This is a genomic window from Paraburkholderia sp. HC6.4b, from assembly GCF_014200875.1.
In the GTDB taxonomy this organism is placed as follows: domain Bacteria; phylum Pseudomonadota; class Gammaproteobacteria; order Burkholderiales; family Burkholderiaceae; genus Paraburkholderia; species Paraburkholderia tuberum.
On sequence record NZ_JACHDC010000005.1, the window covers coordinates 43,399 to 61,329 of the forward strand.

Here is a 17,931-nt window from a genome sequence, read left to right on the forward strand (position 1 = left end):
AACAAAATGCCTGTATCAGCGAAACTGACACAGGCATCTTGCTGAACGACTGGCCGATTACTTACGCAGACCCAGCTTCTCGATCAGGCTGCGGTAACGATCCGCGTCCTTACCCTTCAGGTAGTCGAGCAACTTGCGACGGCGGCTCACCATGCGCAGCAGACCGCGGCGGCTGTGGTGATCCTTCGTGTGCTCCTTGAAGTGGGAGGTCAGTTCGTTGATACGGGTCGTGAGCAGCGCGACCTGAACTTCGGGGGAGCCGGTGTCGTTGGCTGCGCGTGCGAATTGCGCGACGACTTCGGACTTCTTGCTTGCTTCAACTGCGGACATGTCAATTTCCTTGATAACTGGACAGGCGGTCACGGAAGAAAGGCCGTGCCGTGGGATACCCGTTTCACAATTTACTGAGTCCCGTTCGTGGCTGAATTAACTGAATCAGAACCCAGCCCAACAACGGGACGCGTATTGTAGCACAGCCGATTCCGGCCGCGAACCCCGGGCCAGCAAGGCGGATTGAGTGTCGCTCGCGGGCGCTCAGGGGCGCCGCATCCGGCAGACCGTCGGCAATAGTGTGCGCTCGGCTGGTATCGCCAGCACCGTGCGAAAGCCATAGCCCGACCCTTCGTTATCGAAATGCACGCCGGGTGTGCCTGCTTTGTCCATCTGCATCACGTAGAGGGGCTGGATCAGCTGATGGTCATCGGCGCGCATCCACGATGCGTGAATACCGTTGTCGAAGCGGATGCCCTCGAGCGCTTTCGCGACCGCCGTCGGAGCGGCGCTGCCGGCGCGGCTCATCGCGGCGGCGAGCGTTTCGATCATCAGTGGCATGCGCAGCACCGGATAGTCGTCCTGGGCGGCCGGAAAGCGCGCGCGGAACGCCGCGTACCACGCGTCGGAGGCCGCGCCACCGACATTCGGATGCCACTCGGCCACCGCGATCACGTGACCCACGCCTGCGTCGCCAAGCGCGGCCGGCGCGCCGAGGCTGTTACCGTAGAACGTGTAGAACTTCGTGTCGAGGCCCTGCTCGCGCGCCGCCTTCACGAGCAGCGTCAGGTCGTTGCCCCAGTTGCCGGTGATCACGGCGTCCGCGCCGCTCGCGCGGATCTTCGCGATGTACGGCGCGAAATCCTTCACGCGGCCGATCGGGTGAAATTCGTCGCCGACCACCGCGATGTCGGGACGCTTCGCCGCGAGCGTCGAACGCGCGAGGCTGCTCACGTCGTGTCCGAAGCTGTAATCCTGGTTCAGCAGGTACACCTTTTTCACCGCCTTGTCGCGCTCGATCACCTCGGCGAGCGCGGCCATCCGCATGCCGGCGTGCGCGTCGAAGCGGAAGTGCCAGAAGCTGCAGTCCGCGTTGGTGAGCGCGGGGTCGTCGGCGGAGTAGTTGAGGAACAGTTCGCGGTTGTCCGGCTCGCGGCTGTTCTGCTTCTCGATCGCGCCGATCAGCGCCGCGGCGACCGCCGAGCTATTGCCCTGCAGGATGTAGCCGATATGGCGATCCGCGGCCGCGCGCAATTGCGTCAGCGCTTCCTCCGTGCTGCCCTTGCTGTCGAGCACGACGAGTTCGAACGGATGCGCGCCGTCCGCGAGTTCCACGCCGCCGTGCGCGTTGACCTGCTCGACACCGAAACGCAGATTGCGCTCGACCGCCGCGCCCGCGTTCGCGAACGGGCCGGACATGCCTTCGATCAGCGCGAGCTGGATTGGCGTGCCGGTGAGTTTGCCGGCCGGCAGGCTGGCGGACTTGCTTGCGTGATTACCGGCCGGGCTTGCCGCCAGCGTGGCCGCGCGGCTCCCCGGCTTGCCGGCGGGCGGAACGGTCCCCGGCGCGGACGCCTGACTCGCGCCCGTCGAGGCCGGATTCGCCGCCTCAGCCACGCCAACTCCCGCCACTGCCATCGAAATCGCCGTCAGCGCAACCGCCGCCGCCCCTCGCCACATCGCCGTCATGGTCGTCCGCTCTGAATCTTCGAAGCGCGGATCATAGGATGACGCGCACGGAATAGGCAAGCCGGCGCATCCGTTACCGTTTGGTGGCGACGTACGTTCAAGCAACGCCGTTCTTTCGCCACAGCGCGTGTCAAAATGGTGTGTTTCGATGATAAGAACCGCTATTCAAACGCCATCGGAGGAATACATGCCGAACCGCCACCACCCCACGGCGGCTGCTATCACAGCCCCGGCCGGCGCCAGTCTGCGCCGCGCCGCGCTCGTTTGCCTGAGCGTGCTCGCGCTCGCCGGCTGCGCCCAGCCGTGGCAGCAGTATCAACAGGGAGCGGACGCATCGACGGTCATCGCGCGTCTCGGTCCGCCGCGCGAAACCTATGATCTGCCCGACGGCGGCAAGCGTCTGATGTGGCCGACCCAACCGATGGGCGAAACCACCACCGCCGCCGACATCAACGCAGCCGGCAAGATCATCAACATGCGCCAGGTGCTGCAACCCAACGAGTTCTACCGCGCCGAGATCGGCAAATGGACACGCGGCGACGTGCTGGTGAACTTCGGCCGCCCGGTCGAAACGTCGTACTTCCCGCTGATGAGGCGCGAAGTCTGGACCTATCGCTATCTCGAAGACAACGTCTGGTACATGATGTACAACTTCTACTTCGATGACCAGGGCATCTTGCGCCTCACGCAGAAGACCCCCGACCCGCTGCACGACCCCGACCGCCGCAACCTGTTCTGAGCACTGAGCACCCTCTTCGGAAGAAGCACCAAATCTCAAAAAAGCCGCCTTCGATAGGCGGCTTTTTTATTGTTTAAGCATAAAACAGAATTTTATCCTGTTTACGTCCACAATTTTGCGAAAGAAAGGTTATTGTAAACGCCGTTCGGGCACCGGCTCGCAATCACGTGCAGACGCGGTTTCGGTCCGGTGCCAGGTCAATTGCCTCTCATACGGAGTTGCTACGATGAACCGACCCAAACACCTGCTGGTCGCCAACGTCGCGTGGGCCCATGAAACCGCGACGCGTAATCCGGCATTTTTTCGCGACCTGATGCGCGGACAGAATCCACACATTCTTTGGATCGGCTGCGCGGACAGCCGCGTGCCCGCCGAAACGATCACGCATTGCGAGCCAGGCGATCTGTTCGTCCATCGCAACATCGCCAACCTGTTTCATCCCAGCGACGACAACGTCGCGAGCGTCCTTGAATACGCGGTGCGGGTGCTCAAGGTCGGCCATGTGATCGTCTGCGGCCACTATGGCTGCGGCGGCGTGCGCGCCGCGCTGCTGCCGCCGGACCCCGCGCTGCCCCATGTGAACCGCCGTATCGCGCCGCTCTGCGCGCTCGCCAAAACGCATCACTCGGAGCTGGACGGCGCGGCGACCGAGCCGGATCGCGTCAATCGCCTCGCCGAGCTGAACGTGCTCGAACAGGTGCGGCAGCTACGGGTGAGCCCGATCGTGCACGAGGCTGAGCCGGCGCCGCTCGTGCACGGCTGGATCTTTGCGCTCGACGACGGGCGCATCAAGGTTCTCACCTCCGGCTATACCGCCGACGACGCGATGACCTGCACGACCGCGGCGCACAGCGCGGCCTAGCGAAGCGCGTCGCCCGTCCCATTCGAACCGCGGACGGAGCCGACAGCGGAATCGTCATCGGGCCATACCTGTTCGTCGCCCATCGTCCCACCTCTCGCTCTTCGACACCATGGATAATCAAACCTCTTTCTCCGCGCTCCAGAGCGACGTGCTCGCCGGAACGGCCGTTTTTCTGGTGGCCCTGCCGCTTTGCCTCGGCATTGCTCACGCATCGGGCGTCGACCCGTTTGCCGGACTGGTGTCCGGCATCATTGGCGGGCTCGTGGTTGCCGCGCTGAGCGGCTCGCGTCTGAGCGTGAGCGGCCCGGCCGCGGGCCTCGTCGTGATCGTCGTCGACGGCATCGCACGGCTTGGCGGCTTTTCCGCTTTCCTGCTGGCCGTACTGCTGTCGGGCGTCATCCAGTTCGGCTTCGGCATGCTCAAGGCCGGCCGGTTCGCCGCCTACGTGCCGTCGCCGGTGATCAAGGGGATGCTCGCGGCCATCGGCGTGCTGTTGATCCTCAAGCAGTTTCCCGTTGCGCTGGGGCTGTCCGGCACCGCCGACTCCGGCCAGTCGGCGGCGGCGGTCGCAACGCCGCTCGGCCCAATCTCACCGACCGCCGTGCTGATCACACTGCTGTCGCTCGCGATCCTCGCCGGCTGGGAAACGCGCGCGCTGCGCCGCTTCGCTGTCGTGCGCATCATGCCCGCGCCGCTCGCGGTGGTGCTGCTCGGCATCGGCGCGACGCTCGCCCTCAATCTCGTCGCGCCATCGTTGGCGCCGCCCGCCGAAGGGCGGGTCGCGTTGCCGTCGCTGGAATCGTTCGCGGCACTGCAGGCCGTGCTCGCGTCGGCCGACTTCGGCCCACGGTTCGCCCAGCTCGTCAATCCCGACATATGGCGCGTTGCGATCACGATCGCCATCCTCGCAAGTCTCGAAACGCTACTGAGCCTCGAAGCGGTCGAACAGATCGATCCGGAGCGCCGCCGCGCGCCTCCCGATCGCGAGCTGAAGGCGCAGGGCGTGGGCAATCTGATCGCGGGTGCGATCGGCGGCCTGCCGATCACCGCGGTGATCGTGCGTAGCTCCGCGAACGTCCATGCCGGTGCAAAAAGCCGACTCTCGGCGATCGTTCACGGCGTGTTGCTTCTCGTCAGCGTGTTCGCGCTCACGAGCGTGATCAACCTGATCCCGCTCGCCTGCCTTGCCGCGATCCTGATCTTCACCGGGTTCAAACTCGCCAAGCCGTCGTTGTTCGCCGGGCTCGCGCGGCAGGGATTCGCGCCGTTCGCACCATTTATCGTCACAGTCGTCGGTGTGCTCGTCACCGATCTGCTGATCGGTATCGTGCTCGGCATCCTGTGCAGCATGCTGTTTGCGCTGTACGCAAACCTGCGCGGCCCGATCGTGCTCGCGCAGCATGGCGATCACTACCTGCTGTCGTTTCGCAAGGACGTGTCGTTTCTCGGTAAGGTGCCGCTCAAGCACTATCTGCAGCAGATTCCGGATGGCGCCACCGTTATCGTCGATGCGACACGCGCCGATTTCGTCGATCACGACGTGCGCGAACTGCTGGACGCGTTCGTCGCCGATGCGCCTCGCCGTGGGATTACCGTCGACGTCAGATTTCAAGTCCGCGAGCAGGCCCGCGCAACGCGCGGCTGGTCGCTGCGGCGCACCACGGCGGAGTAGTTTCGTCATATCGCGCCGCCGCAGCTGCGCGATGACGGCAGAAAAAAGCCCCGTGTGCCGAGCACCACGGGGCTTCTCCTCCGATTCACACAAGCGATCGCGCGCTACCGGCGCGCCATGCTCGCGTTACTCCGAGCGCTGCGGATTCACCTTGTCCGCATTCGAATACAGCTTGTTGAGCGCCGAAAAATATGCCTTCGCGGATGCCGCGACGATATCCGGATCAGTGCCCGTGCCGTTGACGATGCGCCCGCTCTTCGACAACCGCACGGTCACTTCGCCCTGCGCCTGCGTGCCGGTCGTGATCGCGTTGACCGAGTACAGCAGCAGTTCGGAGCCGCTGCCCACTTCCGTTTCGATCGCGTTGAGGGTGGCGTCGACCGGTCCGTTGCCGCGCGCTTCGCCGGTGATCTCTTTACCCTCTACCGAGAACACGACCTTCGCGTGCGGCTGCTCGCCGGTTTCGGAATGCTGCGACATCGACAGAAACTTGTAGTGCTCCTTCTCGTGCGCTTCCGCCGATTCCTCGTTGACGATGGCGATGATGTCTTCGTCGAAGATCTCCGCCTTGCGATCGGCGAGTTCCTTGAAGCGCGCGAACGCGGTGTTCAGTTCGGCTTCGCTGTCGAGCGCGATGCCAAGCTCCTGCAGACGCTGTTTGAACGCATTGCGGCCCGACAGCTTGCCGAGCACGATCTTGTTCGCGGCCCAACCCACGTCTTCCGCGCGCATGATTTCGTAAGTATCGCGCGCCTTCAGCACGCCATCCTGATGGATGCCCGACGCGTGCGCGAAAGCGTTCGCGCCGACCACGGCCTTGTTCGGCTGCACGACGAAGCCAGTGATCTGCGACACGAGCTTCGAGGCCGGCACGATCTGAGTCGTGTCGAGGCCGACGTCGAGTCCGAAGTAATCCTTGCGGGTCTTCACCGCCATTACGATTTCTTCGAGCGACGTATTGCCCGCGCGCTCGCCGAGACCGTTGATCGTGCATTCGACCTGGCGCGCGCCGCCAATCTGCACGCCGGCGAGCGAATTCGCGACCGCCATGCCGAGGTCATTGTGGCAATGCACGGAGAACACCGCCTTGTGCGAGTTGGGAATGCGCTCGCGCAGCGTCTTCACGAGTTGGCCATAGAGTTCCGGCACGCCGTAGCCGACGGTGTCCGCGATGTTGATCGTGGTCGCGCCTTCGGCGATCACCGCTTCCAGCACACGGCACAGGAAGTCCAAATCCGAGCGGCTGCCGTCTTCCGGCGAGAATTCGACGTCGTCGGTGAACTTGCGCGCGAAACGCACCGCAAGCCTGGCCTGCTCGAATACCTGCTCGGGCGTCATCCGCAGCTTCTTCTCCATGTGCAGTGGCGACGTTGCGATGAACGTGTGGATGCGGAAATGATCGGCCGGCTTCAGTGCGTCGGCGGCCTTCTGTATGTCCTTGTCGTTCGCGCGCGCAAGCGAGCAGATCGTGCTGTCCTTCACGAGGCCGGCGATCGTATGGATCGCGTCGAAGTCGCCGTTCGAGCTGGCCGCGAAGCCCGCTTCGATCACGTCGACTTTCATCCGTTCGAGTTGCCTGGCGATGCGGATCTTCTCTTCCTTCGTCATCGACGCGCCGGGCGATTGCTCGCCGTCACGCAGCGTGGTGTCGAAAATGATCAGTTTGTCGGACATGTCGGGCCTCCTCGGGAGTCGTTCAGATGTGGGACTTGGTTTTGGAATGGGACGATGGGCGCCACCGCTGGCAAGGTGGGGCGATCACGATGATCGCGGCCGGTGCGGACGGAACGCAAAAACGCATAAGGGCGTGAACGAAGCATGATGGCGCGGCGCAGCGAACGGCCTCACCGACCCGGCAAAATCGGCCACGCTCACGCACTGATCCGACGACTATAGCGGCATTCCAGCCACCGCGCAATGCGCGCCGGGGCGGCCTGCGGCGCTGTCCGAAGCGACCGCGTCACGGCACCAATCAACGAAAAACGGCAGCCTGCAGGCTGCCGTTTTTCGTACGCCGCTGCGATGCAGCGCGGTTCAAATCCTCAACGGTCGTGCGATATCGAACGCGCCGGATTGGCCCGGCCGCGCACCGCCTGATACGCCCAGAACACGTAGCCGGACAGACCGTACAGCACGAACAGACCGAACAGCATCAACGGCGGATCGGACGACACGAGCACGAAGGCGACCACCACCAGCAGGATCACGCCGAACGGCACGCGATGCCGTACGTCGAGCGCCTTGCCGCTATAGAACGGCGCGTTCGACACCATCGTCACGCCCGCGTAGATGGTCAGCACGAAGGCGACCCACGGCAGCCAGACGAGCTTCAGCGGCACGCGGTTGTCGGTGGCGAGCCACACGAAACCGGCGATCAGTGCCGCCGCGGCCGGGCTCGGCATGCCCTGGAAAAAACGCTTGTCGACCACGCCGATATTCGTGTTGAAACGCGCGAGCCGTAGCGCCGCGCCGGAACAATAGACGAACGCCGCGAGCCAGCCCCACCGGCCGAGGTCCTTCAGGATCCACTCGTACATCACGAGCGCGGGCGCAACACCGAACGACACCATGTCCGACAGGCTGTCGAACTGCTCGCCGAACGCGCTTTGCGTATGCGTCATGCGCGCGACGCGACCGTCCATGCCATCGAGCACCATCGCGACGAAGATCGCGATCGCCGCGATCTCGAAGCGCACGTTCATCGCCTGCACGACGGCGAAGAAGCCGCAGAACAGCGCGGCCGTGGTGAATGCGTTCGGCAGCAGGTAGATGCCGCGTTTTCTGAGGAACTGCTGACGCTGCGCGCGCCGGCTGTCGGCGACCGGCGACTCCGTGACCACCGGCGGCTTGTTGCGACGAAACGGCCGCGGCAGCGGTCCACTGCTGCGGGGTCGACGCGGTTTGAATGCGGCCATTCGGACAACCTCCTGTATGCCGCTTTACAGCTCGGCGAGGATCGTGGACGACGCCGACACCTTCTCGCCGATCGACACGCGCGGACGGCTGCCCACCGGCAAATACACGTCGACGCGCGAACCGAAGCGGATGAATCCGTAACGCTGGCCGCGGGTCAGCGGCTCGCCTGCACGGACGTAGCAAAGAATCCGCCGCGCGATCAGCCCGGCAATCTGCACCGACGTGACCGTCTGGCCGCCGGCCATTTCGATCACGACCGCGTTGCGCTCGTTTTCGAGCGAGGCTTTATCGACCGCCGCGTTCAGATAGGCGCCAGGAAAGTATTCGACTTTCGAGATCGCACCGTCGACGGGCGAGCGCTGCGAGTGCACGTTGAATACGTTCATGAACACGCTGATCTTCAGCGCTTCGCGATTCGCATAAGGATCATGCGCGGTTTCTACCGCGACGATACGACCGTCGGCCGGACACAGCACCGCGTTGGCCTGCGTCGGAATCGGACGCGCCGGGTCGCGGAAAAACTGCACGATGAAGATCAGGATCAGCCAGAAGAGCCACGCAAAGCCGAACCCCCCGAAGGCGTGAACCAGTAATGCAACGACGGCCGCGATGGCGATGAACGGCCAGCCTTCTCGCGCGATGATCGGATGAGGGTAATTCATGGATGGCTTCTGTGTTTTTGTAAAACCGTAGGATAGCAAAAGCCGCCCAGGGTTCAGCACCCTTGGACGGCTTTTTGACTGGTCCGGCCGCCGCACCGAAGCGCCGCGCCGAACCTCGTTACGTCGAGACGCTTAGTTCTTCGACTGGTCGACGAGCTTGTTCTTCGCGATCCACGGCATCATCGCGCGCAGCTTCGAGCCAACCTGCTCGATCTGGTGCTCGGCCGTCAGACGGCGACGCGATTGCAGCGTCGGTGCGCCAGCCTTGTTCTCGATGATGAAGCTCTTCGCGTATTCGCCGGTCTGGATGTCGGTCAGCACGGCCTTCATCGCCTTCTTCGTTTCAGCGGTCACGATGCGCGGCCCCGTCACGTACTCGCCGTACTCGGCGTTGTTCGAGATCGAGTAGTTCATGTTCGCGATGCCGCCTTCGTAGATCAGGTCGACGATCAGCTTCAGTTCGTGCAGGCACTCGAAGTACGCCATTTCCGGCGCGTAACCCGCTTCGACCAGCGTTTCGAAGCCGGCCTTGATCAGGTCGACGGTACCGCCGCACAGCACAGCCTGCTCGCCGAACAGGTCGGTTTCGGTTTCTTCGCGGAAGTTCGTTTCGATGATGCCGGCCCGGCCGCCGCCGTTAGCCGCTGCGTACGACAGCGCGATGTCGCGCGCCGCGCCCGACTTGTCCTGCGCAACCGCGATCAGATGCGGCACGCCGCCACCTTGGGAGTAGGTGCCGCGAACCGTGTGGCCCGGCGCCTTCGGCGCGATCATGATGACGTCGAGGTCGGCACGCGGGATCACCTGGCCGTAGTGAACGTTGAAGCCGTGCGCGAACGCGAGCGCTGCGCCCTGCTTGATGTTCGCGTGGACTTCCTTCGCGTACACGTCGGCGATCTGCTCGTCCGGCAGCAGCATCATGACGACGTCCGCGCCCTTCACCGCTTCCGCGACTTCCTTGACTTGCAGGCCGGCGTTTTCAGCCTTGCTCCATGATGCGCCGCCCTTGCGCAGACCGACCGTGATGTTCACGCCGCTTTCCTTCAGGTTCAGCGCGTGCGCATGGCCTTGCGAGCCATAGCCGATGATGGTGACCTGCTTGCCCTTGATGAGGGAGAGATCGGCGTCCTTGTCGTAGAAAACTTTCATGTCGGTTCCTTGGCTAGATTCGATGATTCAGAGAAATTCAGGTACTGCGAATGTTGTTATTGCCAGCCGGGCGATACCGCGTTGCCCGGCCTTGCGAAACGCGACGTCAGACCTTCAGAATGCGCTCGCCGCGACCGATGCCCGAACTGCCCGTGCGGACCGTCTCGAGAATCGCCGTGGAATCGAGCCCCTCGATGAAGGCGTCGAGCTTGTCGCTCGCCCCCGTCAATTCGATCGTGTAGGTCTTTTCGGTGACGTCGATGATGCGGCCGCGGAAAATGTCCGCCATCCGCTTCATCTCCTCACGTTCCTTGCCGACCGCCCTCACCTTGATCAGCATCAGCTCGCGTTCGATGTGGGCGCCCTCGGTAAGGTCGACCACTTTCACCACCTCGATCAGGCGGTTCAGATGCTTCGTGATCTGTTCGATCACGTCGTCCGAGCCAACGGAGACGATGGTCATGCGCGACAGCGAACGGTCTTCGGTCGGAGCCACCGTCAAGGTTTCAATGTTGTAGCCGCGTGCGGAGAACAGACCCACCACGCGCGACAGCGCGCCTGGTTCGTTTTCCAGCAGGACGGAAATGATGTGTCTCATGTTTCGCTTCTTCCAGATGTTTTGTCGATGTCTGCGAGCGGAGCGGCGCCGCTTCGTCTGCCCTCGCCTTTTTTGAAGGCGCGCATCACGAAGCCGGCGCTGGAGTTATCCAGACGCCCCGTCGTTAAAGATCTTCCGAACCCATGAGCATCTCGGTGATGCCCTTGCCGGCCTGAACCATCGGCCAGACGTTTTCGGTCGGATCGGTCTGGAAGTCGAGAAACACCGTGCGATCCTTCAGGCGCAGCGCTTCCTTCAGCGCAGGTTCCACATCGGCCGTGCGCTCGATGCGCATGCCCACGTGTCCGTACGCTTCGGCGAGCTTCACGAAGTCCGGCAGCGCATCCATGTACGAATGCGAATAGCGTTTGCTGTATTCGATCTGCTGCCACTGGCGCACCATGCCCAGATAGCGGTTATTCAGCGAAATAATCTTGATCGGCAGGTCGTACTGCTTGCAGGTCGACAGCTCCTGGATACACATCTGGATCGAGCCTTCGCCCGTGATGCACAGCACGTCGTCGTCCGGATGGGCCATCTTCACGCCCATCGCGGCCGGTAAGCCGAAGCCCATCGTGCCGAGGCCACCGGAATTGATCCAGCGACGCGGCTTGTTGAACTTGTAGAACTGCGCGGCCCACATCTGGTGCTGGCCGACGTCGGAGCACACGAACGCGTTACCGTCGGTCAGCTCCCACGCCTTTTCGACCACGTACTGCGGCTTGATGATGTCGCTCTTGCGGTCGAACTTCAGGCAATCTTTCGCGCGCCAGCCTTCGATGTCCTTCCACCAGTCGGCGAGCGCCGCTGCGTCGGGCCCATGCTCGGCCGTCTGCAACTGCTCGATCAGTTCCTTCAGCACTTCCTTCACGTCGCCGACGATCGGAATGTCGACCTTGACGCGCTTGGAAATGGAAGAGGGATCGATGTCGATATGGATGATCTTGCGCGGCCGCGACGCGAAGTGGCTCGGATCGCCGATCACGCGGTCGTCGAAGCGCGCGCCGATCGCGATCAGCACGTCGCAGTGCTGCATCGCCATATTGGCTTCGTACGTGCCGTGCATGCCGAGCATGCCGAGGAATTTCTTGTCGCTCGAGCGGTAGCCGCCCAGACCCATTAGCGTATTGGTGACCGGATAGCCGAGCAGATCGGCGAACTGGTTCAATTCACGCGACGCATCCGCGAGCACGATGCCGCCGCCGGTGTAGATATACGGACGCTTCGCCGACAGCAGCAGCGACACCGCCTTGCGGATCTGACCGGAGTGGCCCTTCGTGACCGGGTTGTATGAGCGCAGCGAAACGCTCTTGATCGGCTCGTATTGGCACGGCGTCTTCGACACGTCCTTCGGAATGTCGATCAGCACTGGGCCGGGACGGCCGGTACGGGCGATGTAGAAAGCTTTCTTGACCGTGGCGGCGAGATCGCGCACGTCCTTCACGAGGAAGTTGTGCTTCACGCAGGGACGCGTGATGCCGACCGTGTCGCATTCCTGGAATGCATCCTGACCGATCGCGGCAGTCGGCACCTGGCCGCTGATCACGACCAACGGGATCGAATCCATATAGGCGGTCGCGATGCCGGTCACCGCGTTGGTGACGCCGGGACCGGAGGTCACGAGACACACGCCGACCTTGCCGGTGGAGCGCGCGTAGGCGTCCGCGGCATGCACGGCGGCCTGCTCGTGGCGCACGAGCACATGCTGGAACTTGTCCTGCTTGTACAGCTCGTCGTAAATGTAGAGTACCGAGCCGCCGGGATAGCCCCAGATGAACTCGACGTCTTCGTCGGCCAGTGCCTTCATGAGCACGGTGGCGCCGATAGAGTCTGCTTCGTGATGGGGGGTAGTATCCGACGTGGAGAATTCCGCGCTGGGCATATTCATTGATTCACCTTTCGAATTTTCGGCAAAAAATTGATCGGGTGCTCTCTGCCGGGCTTGTGGCTCGGGTTCAAGCGGCGCGTCCAGTTGACAGGAGGGCTTCTTGGGCCACACCTCAATTGAGACAACTCACTTATGTTGCGAACCAGCGACGATAGCTTCTGACGCGCTCGCGGTCAAGAAAATATTGCCATTTGGCTCGCGCGTAAGAGCGCGCGATCGGACGGAATGTCGACCGTCATGCAAATGCAAGCTTGAGCAGGTTTCACCCTATCGGAGCAAAAGTTTGTTAGCATCCGCGAGTTTTACGACATTTTTCGACCGATTACGCGCACGCTTGCTGCGCCGACCCCAACCGGATGGCATCAGACAAGGAACTCGCCGATTTTCTGGCGGGCGTCGAAAGGCGCGCATTCAAGCAGACGGTCTACGCCGTGCGGGACGACGATGCGTCCCTCGACATCGTGCAAGACGCGATGATCAAGCTCGCCGAGAAATACGGCGACCGTCCGGCGGCCGAGCTACCGCTGCTGTTTCAGCGTATTCTGCAGAATGCGACGCACGACTATTTCCGCCGTGCCAAAGTACGCAACACCTGGGTTAGTCTATTCTCGTCGCTCGGCAATGCCGACGACGACGAGTTCGATCCGCTGGAAACCCTCGAGGCCGAGGCGGGTTCGGCTGGCGCCGAGAGCAACGAACAGAAGCTCGAACGAGAGCAGGTCCTGCAGTCGATCGACAACGAGATCCAGAAATTACCGGCACGTCAACGGGAGGCGTTTCTCATGCGTTATTGGGAGGATATGGATGTCGCCGAGACTGCCGCCGCAATGGGCTGCTCCGAAGGCAGCGTGAAAACGCACTGCTCCCGGGCCACTCACACGCTGGCGCAAGCGCTCAAGGCGAAAGGAATCACGCTATGAGCTCCCTTGAAAACACAGAACTCGAGTTTGCGCGTCAACTGCGCCGCGCGCTCGACGAAACCACCGCCAGCCTCCCTCCCGCCACCGTCGACCGGCTCGCTGCCGCGCGTCGTGCCGCGTTGGCGCGCAAAAAGCCCGAAGCCGTCAGCGAGCCGGTGTTCGTGCCTGCGTTCGCCGGCATGCCGGCCGGGATGGCGGGGCTACCGCAGGGAGGCTTCGAGCCGCGCCGCCGCTGGCCGCTGCGCCGCTTCGCGCTCGCGTGGCCGCTGGCCGCGCTGGTCGTGAGCCTGATCGGCATCGCGTACTGGGAAGATCACCAGCGCACCGCCGAACTTGCCGACATCGATGCCGCCATGCTAAGCGACGACCTGCCGCTCAATGCCTATCTCGACCACGGCTTCAACGCGTATCTTTCACGCGCCCACTGAGCGGGAGATTCCTCGGGTGAGTTACAAGCGCGGCCTGGCCGTTGTTTTCGGATGCGCGATCGCGGCCCTGGTGTCGTTTGTCGCGACCTATCCGCGCTTTCACCCGAGCCCATCGTCGGCGGGCAATCCGTCGCCCGGCGTCAACGTCGCCGCGCCCGCGCCCGCCCCCGCACTTTCCGTCGAATTGCCCGGCCTGCCGGGCAGCAATAGCCCCCTCGCGTGGTCACGCCTGAGCGCCGCCGACCACGCCGCGCTGGCCCCATTCGCATCGCAATGGGATTCGTTTAGCGACGAACGCAAGCGAAAGTGGATCAAGATTGCGTCGCGATACGCAAAGATGTCGCCGGATGCGCAAAAGCGTCTGCATGAGCGCATGAGTGAATGGGTGCGCATGACGCCCGATCAGCGCCGCGTCGCGCGCGAAAACTACCAGGTTTCGAAGGAGTTGCCGCGCGAAGCGCGCCAGAACGCGTGGAAAGCGTACCAACAGCTGCCCGAAGAAACGAAGGAGCGGCTCGCCGCGAGCGAACGCAAGCGTCGCCCCAGCGTCGTCAGCGCGCCGCCATCGGCTCGCAACGAGATCAAGGGCATCGACCGGTTCGTGAATGCGCGCGAGCACGGCGCCAGTGCTGCCGCGGCGGCGAGCGCCGCGCCGGCTGCCTCCGCGCCGGCCGCGGCCTCGCTGCCGGCAACGCCTGCGATTCCGGCGGCGGGCAGCTTCGTACCGGCGACGCCGGTGCCCGTGTCGCCTGCCGAAGCGCCGGCAATCTTCCACGGCTCCTGATTCCGGCCCCGAACCCATTACGTGTCCCAGCCGCTCGCCACCCCCACCCTGCCTGCCGCCGCACCCGGCGGCACGGCGCCCACCGTCCGGCGACGGCTCGCGGCACTGCTCTACGAAGCGGTCATTCTGTTCGGCGTCGTGTTTGTCGCCGGCTATCTGTTCAGCACGCTGACGCAGCAGCGTAACGGGCTCGCGCATCACAACCTGCTCGCCGGCTGGATCGGCCTCGTGGTTGGCGTGTACTTCGTCTGGTTCTGGACGCACGGCGGCCAGACGCTGCCGATGAAAACCTGGCGATTACGGGTTGTTGGCGCTGATGGCGCGCCGGTTTCGGTTGGGCGGGCGATTGCGCGGTATGTGTTCGCCTGGTTGTGGTTTTTGCCGCCGCTGGCGTTGCATCCACTTCTTGGGTTGCGGGTGCCGCAGACGCTTGTTATTGCGGGCGTCTGGTTCGTGGTGTGGGCCGCGAGTGGGCGTTTTGATCCGCAGCGGCAGTTTTTGCATGATCGGCTCGCGGGGACGCGGGTGGTAGCGGTTGGGCGCTAGCGCGCGTGGGCGATGGGCCGAATGCGGTGCTCTCCTTGGGCGTGGGAGGCCTTTTTTGCCTTTGTTCGTGCGGTGTTGGCCTTTCCTTGCTGGCTTGTCGGTCTATTAGCGTAGCCCCTGTGCGGGGCGGCACCTACTTTCTTTGCTGCTGCAAAGAAAGTAGGCAAAGAAGACAGCTAAAACCGCAAACTCTTAAGCTGGTCCCTCGGTCCGCGTGAGGTAGTGGTGCATCTGGAATCCGTGCTCCCGCACATTCCGCGCTAGTGACAAGGCAGTCATTCTTCCGGCGGCGCTACGCGCACCGAAACCCCGTTCAAAACCCACTGGTGGTTTCGGCGCATCGCCGAGGCGCAGCCGACGGCCCCCGCTGCGCGGGCAAAACCATTGGTTTCCCAGGCAGACCCGTCCGCGACGCACGTAGTGCGGAGTGGGAGGGATGACGGCTTTGTCACGAACGGCGGAATGTGCGGGGGCCCGGATTCCAGATGCACCACTACCCCCTCCAAGCCAGGGGACCCGCTTAAAAGTTTGCGGTTTTAGCTGTCTTCTTTGCCTACTTTCTTTGCAGCAGCAAAGAAAGTAGGTGCCGCCCCGCACAGGGGCAACGCTAATAGACCGATAAGACAACAAGGAAAGGCCAACAAAGCCAGAACAACGAAAAAACAGGCCCCGCCAAGGCCCCTCCGTAATAAGAACTTCTCATGACTGTCACGCCGCAGTCACGCGCACCCGGCCCAATACGGGCACCGCCACTCGACGCGTGAGCCATGGACCCCAATACGTCCGCGACTTCCCTGTTTCGTCAAACCGGACCGAGCGTCGACCCCGTCGCGTTCCGGCCCGCTCCGGGTTCTACTCAACACGGCCTGCCGCTGCCCGCGACGCCATCACTCGATGCCCGCGCCGATCATCCCGATGACGGCCACGACGATCCGCATCGCTATCGCACGATCTGGCTCTCGGATATCCATCTCGGCTCGAGCGGCTGCCAGGCGGGATATCTGCTCGACTTCCTACGCCACAACGAATCGGAGTACCTGTACCTCGTCGGCGACATCATCGACGGCTGGCAGTTGAAAAAAGGCTGGTACTGGCCGCAGGCGCACAACGACGTCGTGCAGAAAGTGCTGCGCAAAGCGCGCAAAGGCACCCAGGTCATCTACGTACCCGGCAATCACGACGAAGCCGCGCGCCAGTTCTGCGACCTCGCGTTCGGCGACATCCACGTACGCGGCGAAGCGTTCCACACGACGCTCGCCGGCAAGCGGCTGTGGATCGTGCACGGCGATCTGTTCGACGGCGTGATCCAGCACGCGAAATGGCTCGCCTATCTCGGCGACACGCTGTACACGATGATCCTCGTGCTGAACCGCTGGTTCAACCGCATTCGCAGCAAGCTCGGATTTCCGTACTGGTCGCTGTCGCAATACCTGAAGCATCAGGTCAAGAACGCGGTCAACTTCATCTCGTCGTTCGAACGCGTAATGACCGACGAAGCGCGTCGCCGCGGCTGCGACGGCGTCGTCTGCGGCCACATCCACAAGGCCGAGATGCGCGAGATCGATGGCGTGCTCTATTGCAACGATGGCGATTGGGTCGAGAGTCTGTCGGCGCTCGTCGAGACTTATGAAGGCGAGCTCAAGGTGATCTTCTGGACTGCGCTGCGCGCGCCCCAGGCGGGCACGCAAAAAGCCCGCGCCACTGCCTGAGCACTTCCACTCTCCACTTCCACAGGGCCCGCAGCGATGAACAACGCGATGAAGATCATGATCGTCACCGACGCATGGGAGCCGCAGGTCAACGGTGTCGTACGCACGCTGAAGAACACCCGGCGCGAACTCACCGCGCTCGGCCATCAGGTCGATCTGCTGACGCCGCTCGAATTCCGCACCATCCCGTGCCCGACTTACCCGGAGATACGCCTGTCGTTGCTGCCGCGCCGCCGGCTGCGCGAGCGCATCGACCGTTTCGCGCCCGACGCGTTGCACATCGCGACCGAAGGTCCGCTGGGCATGGCCGCGCGCGCGTATGCGCTCGAACACAAGCTGCCGTTCACGACCGCGTATCACACGCGCTTTCCCGAGTACGTGCAGGCGCGCTTTCGCATCCCGCTCGCGGCGACCTACAGGTTTCTGCACTGGTTCCACAAGCCGTCGCTCGCGGTAATGGCGCCGACCCCCGTCGTCAAGCAGGACCTCGAGAAGTTCGGCTTCACGAACGTCGTGCTGTGGACGCGCGGCGTCGATCTCGAAATCTTCCGCCCGATGGACTCGAAGGTGCTCAACACCGCGCGGCCGATCTTCCTGTACGTGGGACGCGTGGCGGTCGAGAAGAACGTCGAGGCATTCCTGCAGCTCGACCTGCCCGGCTCGAAGTGGGTCGCGGGCGAAGGTCCGGCGCTCGCCGAACTGAAGTCGCGCTATCCGCAGGTCAACTATCTGGGCGTGCTGTCGCAGGCCGAACTCGCGAAGGTCTACGCGGCCGCCGACGTCTTCGTGTTTCCGAGCCGCACCGACACGTTCGGACTCGTGCTGCTCGAAGCGCTCGCATGCGGCACGCCGGTGGCCGCTTATCCGGTCACCGGCCCGATCGACGTGCTCGGCGACGGCGGCGCCGGTGCAATGCACGAGGATCTGCGCGAAGCGTGTCTGGAGGCACTGAAGATCGATCGGTCGCATGCGCGCGCATGGGCCGAGCGCTTCTCGTGGGCAGCGGCGTCCGCACAATTCGCCGCGCATCTGAAGCCGCTGCGCGATACGGCGTATCGTGAGGAAAGCGCCGCTGCGTGATGCGGCGCGCGGAGCCATC

The 17,931-nt window shown here is 63.4% G+C and carries 17 protein-coding genes; 9 read left to right on the top strand and 8 right to left on the bottom strand.

The annotated features are described in order from the left end of the window. Window positions 1-57 precede the first annotated feature (57 nt). Both rpsO and HDG34_RS08895 read right to left on the bottom strand, forming a co-directional pair. Window positions 58-330: a 30S ribosomal protein S15 gene (gene rpsO, locus HDG34_RS08890; protein ID WP_008920609.1), complete on the bottom strand. Its 273-nt coding sequence runs from the start codon at window positions 328-330 to the stop codon at window positions 58-60. A gap of 204 nt (window positions 331-534) precedes the next feature. After that, a complete protein-coding gene (locus tag HDG34_RS08895; RefSeq protein ID WP_184059332.1) occupies window positions 535-1,959 on the bottom strand; it encodes a branched-chain amino acid ABC transporter substrate-binding protein in 1,425 nt (474 codons plus the stop codon). Between the two features lie 187 nt (window positions 1,960-2,146). On the opposite strand from HDG34_RS08895, the gene HDG34_RS08900 reads away from it, so the two are divergent. The 3 genes from HDG34_RS08900 to HDG34_RS08910 all read left to right on the top strand — a co-directional run bounded on the left by HDG34_RS08900 (window position 2,147) and on the right by HDG34_RS08910 (window position 5,232). After that, window positions 2,147-2,698 (top strand): hypothetical protein, encoded by a 552-nt coding sequence (locus HDG34_RS08900; protein ID WP_184059334.1) that lies wholly within the window; start codon window positions 2,147-2,149, stop codon window positions 2,696-2,698. A 226-nt stretch (window positions 2,699-2,924) separates the two neighbouring features. Then, on the top strand, window positions 2,925-3,560 hold the full coding sequence (locus tag HDG34_RS08905) for a carbonic anhydrase (protein ID WP_184059336.1): 636 nt from the start codon (window positions 2,925-2,927) through the stop codon (window positions 3,558-3,560). Window positions 3,561-3,669: 109 nt separating this feature from the next. After that, window positions 3,670-5,232 (top strand): SulP family inorganic anion transporter, encoded by a 1,563-nt coding sequence (locus HDG34_RS08910; protein ID WP_184059338.1) that lies wholly within the window; start codon window positions 3,670-3,672, stop codon window positions 5,230-5,232. A 126-nt stretch (window positions 5,233-5,358) separates the two neighbouring features. Here HDG34_RS08910 and HDG34_RS08915 read toward each other — a convergent pair whose 3' ends face one another. From HDG34_RS08915 to HDG34_RS08940, 6 genes are all read right to left on the bottom strand, one after another. After that, window positions 5,359-6,906 (bottom strand): 2-isopropylmalate synthase, encoded by a 1,548-nt coding sequence (locus HDG34_RS08915; RefSeq protein WP_018420003.1) that lies wholly within the window; start codon window positions 6,904-6,906, stop codon window positions 5,359-5,361. 368 nt (window positions 6,907-7,274) lie between these two features. After that, on the bottom strand, window positions 7,275-8,147 hold the full coding sequence (gene pssA / locus HDG34_RS08920) for a CDP-diacylglycerol--serine O-phosphatidyltransferase (protein ID WP_184059340.1): 873 nt from the start codon (window positions 8,145-8,147) through the stop codon (window positions 7,275-7,277). 24 nt (window positions 8,148-8,171) lie between these two features. Beyond that, a complete protein-coding gene (locus tag HDG34_RS08925) occupies window positions 8,172-8,810 on the bottom strand; it encodes a phosphatidylserine decarboxylase (RefSeq protein ID WP_184059342.1) in 639 nt (212 codons plus the stop codon). Window positions 8,811-8,942: 132 nt separating this feature from the next. After that, a complete protein-coding gene (gene ilvC / locus HDG34_RS08930; RefSeq protein WP_008920617.1) occupies window positions 8,943-9,959 on the bottom strand; it encodes a ketol-acid reductoisomerase in 1,017 nt (338 codons plus the stop codon). Window positions 9,960-10,065: 106 nt separating this feature from the next. Next, window positions 10,066-10,557, bottom strand: coding sequence for an acetolactate synthase small subunit (ilvN, locus tag HDG34_RS08935; RefSeq protein ID WP_018420000.1), 492 nt, complete (start codon window positions 10,555-10,557; stop codon window positions 10,066-10,068). A gap of 124 nt (window positions 10,558-10,681) precedes the next feature. Next, window positions 10,682-12,445 carry an acetolactate synthase 3 catalytic subunit gene (locus HDG34_RS08940; protein WP_184028488.1) on the bottom strand — a complete coding sequence of 588 codons (1,764 nt, stop codon included), beginning with the start codon at window positions 12,443-12,445 and terminating at the stop codon, window positions 10,682-10,684. A 356-nt stretch (window positions 12,446-12,801) separates the two neighbouring features. Between HDG34_RS08940 and HDG34_RS08945 the strand changes: the two genes are divergently transcribed. From HDG34_RS08945 to HDG34_RS08970, 6 genes are all read left to right on the top strand, one after another. Further along, window positions 12,802-13,365: an RNA polymerase sigma factor gene (locus tag HDG34_RS08945; protein WP_184059344.1), complete on the top strand. Its 564-nt coding sequence runs from the start codon at window positions 12,802-12,804 to the stop codon at window positions 13,363-13,365. Beyond that, complete coding sequence (locus HDG34_RS08950; protein WP_184059346.1) at window positions 13,362-13,793, top strand: DUF3619 family protein; 432 nt, start codon at window positions 13,362-13,364, stop codon at window positions 13,791-13,793. Before HDG34_RS08945 ends, HDG34_RS08950 begins: the two co-directional genes overlap by 4 nt. A gap of 16 nt (window positions 13,794-13,809) precedes the next feature. After that, entirely contained in the window at window positions 13,810-14,577 is a 768-nt protein-coding gene (locus HDG34_RS08955; protein ID WP_184059348.1) for a DUF3106 domain-containing protein, read from the top strand. A 21-nt stretch (window positions 14,578-14,598) separates the two neighbouring features. Next, on the top strand, window positions 14,599-15,123 hold the full coding sequence (locus HDG34_RS08960; protein ID WP_184059350.1) for an RDD family protein: 525 nt from the start codon (window positions 14,599-14,601) through the stop codon (window positions 15,121-15,123). A 767-nt stretch (window positions 15,124-15,890) separates the two neighbouring features. After that, window positions 15,891-16,832 (top strand): UDP-2,3-diacylglucosamine diphosphatase, encoded by a 942-nt coding sequence (locus HDG34_RS08965; RefSeq protein WP_090803742.1) that lies wholly within the window; start codon window positions 15,891-15,893, stop codon window positions 16,830-16,832. Between the two features lie 48 nt (window positions 16,833-16,880). Further along, complete coding sequence (locus HDG34_RS08970) at window positions 16,881-17,912, top strand: glycosyltransferase family 1 protein (protein ID WP_184059774.1); 1,032 nt, start codon at window positions 16,881-16,883, stop codon at window positions 17,910-17,912. Window positions 17,913-17,931: the final 19 nt, after the last annotated feature.

Excerpts from the sequence above, each read along its gene's own strand:
- HDG34_RS08925 (WP_184059342.1), bottom strand. The coding sequence starts at position 8,810 with ATGAATTACCCTCATCCGATCATCGCGCGAGAAGGCTGGCCGTTCATC.
- HDG34_RS08900 (WP_184059334.1), top strand. The coding sequence starts at position 2,147 with ATGCCGAACCGCCACCACCCCACGGCGGCTGCTATCACAGCCCCGGCC.
- HDG34_RS08970 (WP_184059774.1), top strand. The coding sequence starts at position 16,881 with ATGAAGATCATGATCGTCACCGACGCATGGGAGCCGCAGGTCAACGGT.
- HDG34_RS08950 (WP_184059346.1), top strand. The coding sequence starts at position 13,362 with ATGAGCTCCCTTGAAAACACAGAACTCGAGTTTGCGCGTCAACTGCGC.
- HDG34_RS08895 (WP_184059332.1), bottom strand. The coding sequence starts at position 1,959 with ATGACGGCGATGTGGCGAGGGGCGGCGGCGGTTGCGCTGACGGCGATT.
- rpsO (WP_008920609.1), bottom strand. The coding sequence starts at position 330 with ATGTCCGCAGTTGAAGCAAGCAAGAAGTCCGAAGTCGTCGCGCAATTC.
- HDG34_RS08945 (WP_184059344.1), top strand. The coding sequence starts at position 12,802 with ATGGCATCAGACAAGGAACTCGCCGATTTTCTGGCGGGCGTCGAAAGG.
- HDG34_RS08940 (WP_184028488.1), bottom strand. The coding sequence starts at position 12,445 with ATGAATATGCCCAGCGCGGAATTCTCCACGTCGGATACTACCCCCCAT.
- ilvC (WP_008920617.1), bottom strand. The coding sequence starts at position 9,959 with ATGAAAGTTTTCTACGACAAGGACGCCGATCTCTCCCTCATCAAGGGC.
- HDG34_RS08965 (WP_090803742.1), top strand. The coding sequence starts at position 15,891 with ATGGACCCCAATACGTCCGCGACTTCCCTGTTTCGTCAAACCGGACCG.
- HDG34_RS08910 (WP_184059338.1), top strand. The coding sequence starts at position 3,670 with ATGGATAATCAAACCTCTTTCTCCGCGCTCCAGAGCGACGTGCTCGCC.
- HDG34_RS08915 (WP_018420003.1), bottom strand. The coding sequence starts at position 6,906 with ATGTCCGACAAACTGATCATTTTCGACACCACGCTGCGTGACGGCGAG.
- HDG34_RS08905 (WP_184059336.1), top strand. The coding sequence starts at position 2,925 with ATGAACCGACCCAAACACCTGCTGGTCGCCAACGTCGCGTGGGCCCAT.
- pssA (WP_184059340.1), bottom strand. The coding sequence starts at position 8,147 with ATGGCCGCATTCAAACCGCGTCGACCCCGCAGCAGTGGACCGCTGCCG.
- ilvN (WP_018420000.1), bottom strand. The coding sequence starts at position 10,557 with ATGAGACACATCATTTCCGTCCTGCTGGAAAACGAACCAGGCGCGCTG.